At 56.2% G+C, this 5,094-nt stretch carries 5 protein-coding genes and 1 pseudogene; 4 read left to right on the forward strand and 2 right to left on the reverse strand.

What is annotated here, in order from left to right:
• The 4 genes and pseudogenes from merA to ACYX34_RS09475 form a co-directional block, all read left to right on the forward strand.
• Positions 1-1,462: mercury(II) reductase (gene merA / locus ACYX34_RS09460; protein ID WP_462076312.1), on the forward strand; the 1,462-nt coding region annotated here is incomplete at its 5' end.
• A gap of 226 nt (positions 1,463-1,688) precedes the next feature.
• Positions 1,689-1,959 (forward strand): annotated as a pseudogene (locus ACYX34_RS09465) (efflux RND transporter permease subunit); the annotation flags it as partial.
• Positions 1,955-2,140, forward strand: coding sequence for a hypothetical protein (locus tag ACYX34_RS09470; protein ID WP_462076316.1), 186 nt, complete (start codon positions 1,955-1,957; stop codon positions 2,138-2,140). The pseudogene ACYX34_RS09465 and the gene ACYX34_RS09470, both read left to right, overlap by 5 nt.
• Before the next feature lie 268 nt (positions 2,141-2,408).
• Positions 2,409-2,819: a heavy metal-responsive transcriptional regulator gene (locus ACYX34_RS09475; protein WP_462076313.1), complete on the forward strand. Its 411-nt coding sequence runs from the start codon at positions 2,409-2,411 to the stop codon at positions 2,817-2,819.
• 24 nt (positions 2,820-2,843) lie between these two features.
• On the opposite strand, the gene ACYX34_RS09480 is transcribed toward ACYX34_RS09475, so the two are convergent.
• Both ACYX34_RS09480 and ACYX34_RS09485 read right to left on the reverse strand, forming a co-directional pair.
• Positions 2,844-3,680, reverse strand: a complete 837-nt coding sequence (locus tag ACYX34_RS09480; RefSeq protein WP_462076314.1) for a copper resistance protein B — start codon at positions 3,678-3,680, stop codon at positions 2,844-2,846.
• Between the two features lie 95 nt (positions 3,681-3,775).
• Positions 3,776-5,094: copper resistance system multicopper oxidase (locus ACYX34_RS09485; RefSeq protein ID WP_462076315.1), on the reverse strand; the 1,319-nt coding region annotated here is incomplete at its 5' end.

A 5,094-nucleotide genomic window follows, 5' to 3' on the forward strand; every position in this document is an offset into this window, starting at 1 on the left:
AGGAGGAACAACCCGGGGGGGGGGGGGGGGGGGGGAGGGGTGTGGTTTGGGGTTTTGTGGCTCTGGCTCGGTGTTTTGTCTTCCCGTTTTTCGCGCGCCAGCAAGCGGACACACGGCAGCCATGACCGAGGTGCGAACGCTCGGTGGCACGTGTGCCAATCGTGGCTGCTTGCCGTCAAAGAATCTCATCGAAGCCGCGAAAATCCTCTACGATACGAAGCATCCGCGCTATCCAGGGCTCTCTCCTACCTCGATGAGCCTGGACTTCCGCGCCCTGATCGAGCAGAAGGATGCCGTGATTGAAGACTACCGGGGAAAGAAGTATCAGAGCATTGTCTTCAACTCTCAACGCATCCGCGTGTTTGAAGGATCAGCCCGCTTCAGCGGCTCCAACGAGGTGACCGTGAACGGGCAGGTGCTCTCAGCGGCTCGGTTCCTTGTCGCGACGGGAAGCTCGCCCGCAGTGCCAGAGGTTCCCGGGCTTCGTGACACGCCGTATCTCACCAGCGACCTGCTCACCAGTCACGAAGACATCGAACTCACAGAGCTTCCCGTGTCGCTGATCATCCTCGGTGGCGGCTACATCGCGCTTGAGCTGGGCCAGATGTTTTCGCGCTTCGGCACCAGCGTTACGATTCTGGCACGCGGAGCGCGAATTCTTACGGCCTACGAGCCGGAGATTGCGCAATCAGTGGCAGAGGTATTTCGTGAGGAGGGAATTGCCATTTATACGAAAGCCACCGTGAGCCGGGTGCATGGCGATGAACGCCAAGTCGTGGTCACGCTCCAGGTGGACGGCCGGCAGAAGGAACTGAAAGCGGCGAAGCTCCTGGTTGCCACGGGGCGCATACCGAATACGGCACAGCTCGGACTTGACCTTCCAGGAGTCGATCTGGATGACCGTGGCTTCGTGAAGGTCAACGACGAGCTGCGCACTTCTGCCGAGCATGTGTATGCGGCCGGAGACGTGATTGGTTCATACACGGGAAGCCAGATGGCGACTCCTGTGGGGGCGCAGGACGGCGGGATTGCTGCCGAGAATGCTCTCAACGGCAAAGGGAGCCATAAGGTAAACCACGCCGTGATTCCGCGAGCGATTTTTACCGACCCGCAAGTGGGCGTCGTCGGACTCTCGGACGAGGAGGCCAATGCGCGCGGGTACGCGTGCGATTGTCGCATGATTCCGATGTCCCTCGTTCCCAGAGCTGGGGCGGTCCGCGAGACCAGAGGGGTCCTGAAGATGGTTGCGGACAGGAACACGAAGAAGGTGCTGGGGGTTTCCATGCACGGAATGAACGCAGCGGAGGTGATTCATGAAGCGGCCATAGGGCTTCATTTTGGTGCGACGATCGGCGACTTCGCCCACCTGCTGCACGTTTATCCAACCATGTCCGAGGCGCTCAAACTAGCCGCGCTGTCTTACACAAAAGACGTGTCAAACATGAGCTGCTGTGCAGACTAGGCATCACCGAGATGTACCACCTCACATTATGACGAGACTGTAGGACCGCTCACCCAAATGCGAGTGAGCAGCAGGTAGGCAAGCACGGCAAGAATTGCGGAGCCCGGCAGCGTCACCACCCACGCCAGGATCTGTCACGCACTGTTGTCCAGCGCACGCTGTTCAGATCTTTGAGAAAACCGAGTCCGATTATCACTGAACTGCTGACGTGGGGTGAGCTGTTCGAAATCAACAGCGAGCCATGACTCGTCTGGCCATCGTGATGTCCGTTGGTCAATTGGGCTCATTGTCCTTATTTTGTTCGTCACGTTTAGGAATCTCAGACAGGCGACGTTGATTCTGCTGCGATTCCATTTGCCATGGTCGGTGATCTCGTGGTGTTGCAGATCGGTAGTCTCTATCTCTCCGTTCCGGCTTCCGTTGGTTTCATCGCATTGTTCGGTATCGCTGTTCTGAACGGAATAGTAAGGATCGCCTACATAAACCAATTGCATGGACTACCGTCAGCGGCAAGCGAACGCGGAGATTAGACGCGAAACAGCCGAACTGCTGAAAGGCTATCGGCAATGCATTCAGAAGCACGAGGGTGATATGGCAAAGGCCAAAGAACGCTGTGCGCTGTATCGAGAGGGCCTCGAACGCATCCAACTGAGCAGCTTGTCATGTTCATGTATGTGAAGCAAAGGCAACAAAGGCGGCAGCATACGAAGACTGCCGCCCTTCGATAAGATAATGGCAGGAAGCTGTGCATCCACTGCCATACCTTGGACGCAGCCTCATAGGGGCAAAAGCCAAACTGTTCTACCCAGGGGCACATAATCATCACCTCCCTTTGAACGCCATCCTACGGGCTGTACCATAGTATCAAGTCAAGAGGGGTGCGAAACTCCGTAGAGTCGCTTGACTCTATACTGTAGTGCAAGGTGTATCCCTTCAGAGTGATGACATGGCTGCTCAACTGACTATCGGCCAGCTTGCTAGGACTGTTGGGGTGAATGTCCAGACCGTCCGTTACTACGAGCGCCTGAACTTGCTCAATCCGTCAGCGAGAAGGCCTTCGAAATATAGACTGTACGGGCATGAAGAGGAACGGCGCCTGAGGTTCATCAAGAAGGCCCAAGCATTAGGCTTCACCCTACGCGAGATTGCCGAATCACTTACTCTACCGATAGCCTCAAGGGCTTGCCGTGATGATGTGCAGAAACAGGCACAGGCGAAACTCGTGCAGGTGGAATCCAAGGTTCAAGATTTGCGGGTACTGGCTTGTGCGCTGAAAAAATTCATCCAAACTTGTGAAGCTGGTCAGTCCACCGACCGTTGTCCGACCTTGATGTGCCTGGAAAGAAACAAATGCTGATACGAAGTAAAGGACAAAAGGGTGCTAGAACCACATACGCACGCCGGCTACGAATCGAATTTGACTCGGATCCCCCCCCTCCCGGCGCACCAGCGTGGCGGTTTCGCCAAAACTCCTATCCACTGAAAAGCCGACATAGGGCGCAAATTCGCGCCGAAGTTCATACCGTAGCCTCACCCCGAATTCCAGGTTGTTCAGCCCCGAGCCGGTCGTAAATTCTTCGACTCGTTGTATGGCAACATTGGTCTCGAAGCGGCCCTGGAGAATCAACCGCTGGGTCAGCAATAGATCCTTCGTCAACGTCATACGCCCGGACACCGCGCCATTCTGGTCGATGAACAAGGTCGCTTCCATCGTGTAATCATAGGGCACGATTCCCTCGATCCCGATTGCCGCGAACCCACGGGTCACATTCCGCCCGCGAAAGGTTTGCGTTTCGAAACGTGGGCCGATTTGAAAATCATAATATTTTCGGATGAACCGACCATACAGCAGCTGAAAGTCCACATCGTAGTCCGCTTTGAAAGCCGTATCCTGTTGTCCTTCGCTCTTGAACCACAGTCGGTTGTAATCTCCGCCGTACCACCCTTCGATGTCCCAGCGGTAATCGCTCGTCCGCTCACTCCCGCTTGTTTTGGGCCTATATTCGAGCACGTCGATCAGTGTAAACAGGTGGTTCTCCTGATCGTTGACGGGTGGAGCCCAGTCCTGTTGTGGCGATAGGTTCGGCAAGGTGCGGACAGACCCTCCGAGGATTTCTGACTCTCCTCCCAACGGCGCTTGAACTGTTTTCACCGAGGGACTGAGCTGGCCGGCGGAGTTGGAAGGACCAAGCACATTGCCTTTATTTGATACGGTCACAAAGGTTTCAGCAGCGGCAACTGGAGCGCAGATGTTGACGCTCAGGGAACATGCCAAAGCAATTGAATAAAGGGCGTGAAAAGACATGAGTACCTTTACAGCGTCTTATCGGACACCTCGATGACTCGAAACATGCCTGCCTCCATGTGAAAGAGTAAATGGCAATGGAACGCCCAGGGTCCGGGGGCGTCCGCGGTGACCGCAACCGATACCCGCTCCGCGGGCTTGACGATGACGGTGTGCTTGCGTGGCAGATACTTGCCCGCGCCGTTTTCCAGGTGCATCCACATGCCGTGCAAATGAAGCGGGTGCTCCATCATCGTGTCGTTGACGAACGTAAGACGCAGCCGTTCTCCGTAGCGGAAACGAATCGGCTCCGGCGCGTCGGAATATTTTTCCCCATTGAATGACCACATATACCGGTCCGCCATATTGCCCGTGACGTGTAGCTCGATTTCCCGCTCCGGCTGCCGTTGGTCAGGATAGGGCCTAAGGCTTCTCAAATCGGTGTAAAGCAGCACTCGCCGGGAGCTGTTTTCCAGCCCTCTGCCTGGTTCCCCAAACCGATTCTGCGAATACTCGGCCACCGTTTGATTGCCGGTCCCATGATCGTCGGGCCCGTGCTTGACGGGCTCGGCGCCGGGAATCATCGAAGCAATTGGATCGGCAGGAGCTTTACTTGACATATCGTGCATCCCCATATCGTGTTGCCCGTGCCCCATGCTTGGCATGTCACTGGAAGGATTCTTGCCTGGCATCGTCATGCCGCTGCCCTCAGAGTGTTTCATGCTCGGCATATCCATACCGTTCATCTCCATCCCTTCCATGCTCATGCCCATGTCTTCCATGGTCCGAAGGGGACGAGGACGACGTTCTGGAATCTCTCCTTCCATCCCAGGCCGAGGAGCCAGCGTTCCGCGCGCGTATCCGCTACGGTCCATGGTCTCGGCAAAGATGGTATAGGCGCGGTCGCCGGTCGGTTCGACAATCACGTCGTACGTCTCCGCCACTCCCATACGAAGTTCCTCCACCAGGACGGGCTGGATATTCTGCCCATCGGCCTGTACGACTGTCATGGTGAGGCCAGGAATACGCACGTCATAAAAGGTCATGGAGGCCGCGTTGATGAAACGCAAGCGGACTTTCTCTCCTGGGCGAAACAGTCCGGTCCAATTAGCGCCCGGGGACAGCCCGTTCATGAGGTAGGTAAACGTGTAGCCCGTCACATCCGCGAAGTCCGTGGGATCCATCCGCATTTGGTCCCACATGAGGTAGTTCTTCAACGTCGCCCACACGCCCCAGTCGGCGATATTGGAGAAAAACTCGGCCGCTGTCCGTTGCTGGAAATTATAGTAGCCCGGCAGCTTTTTGAGATTGGTAAACACGGCCTCCGGCGACTCGAAGGTCCAATCTG

This window comes from Nitrospira sp. CMX1 (genome assembly GCF_054902215.1).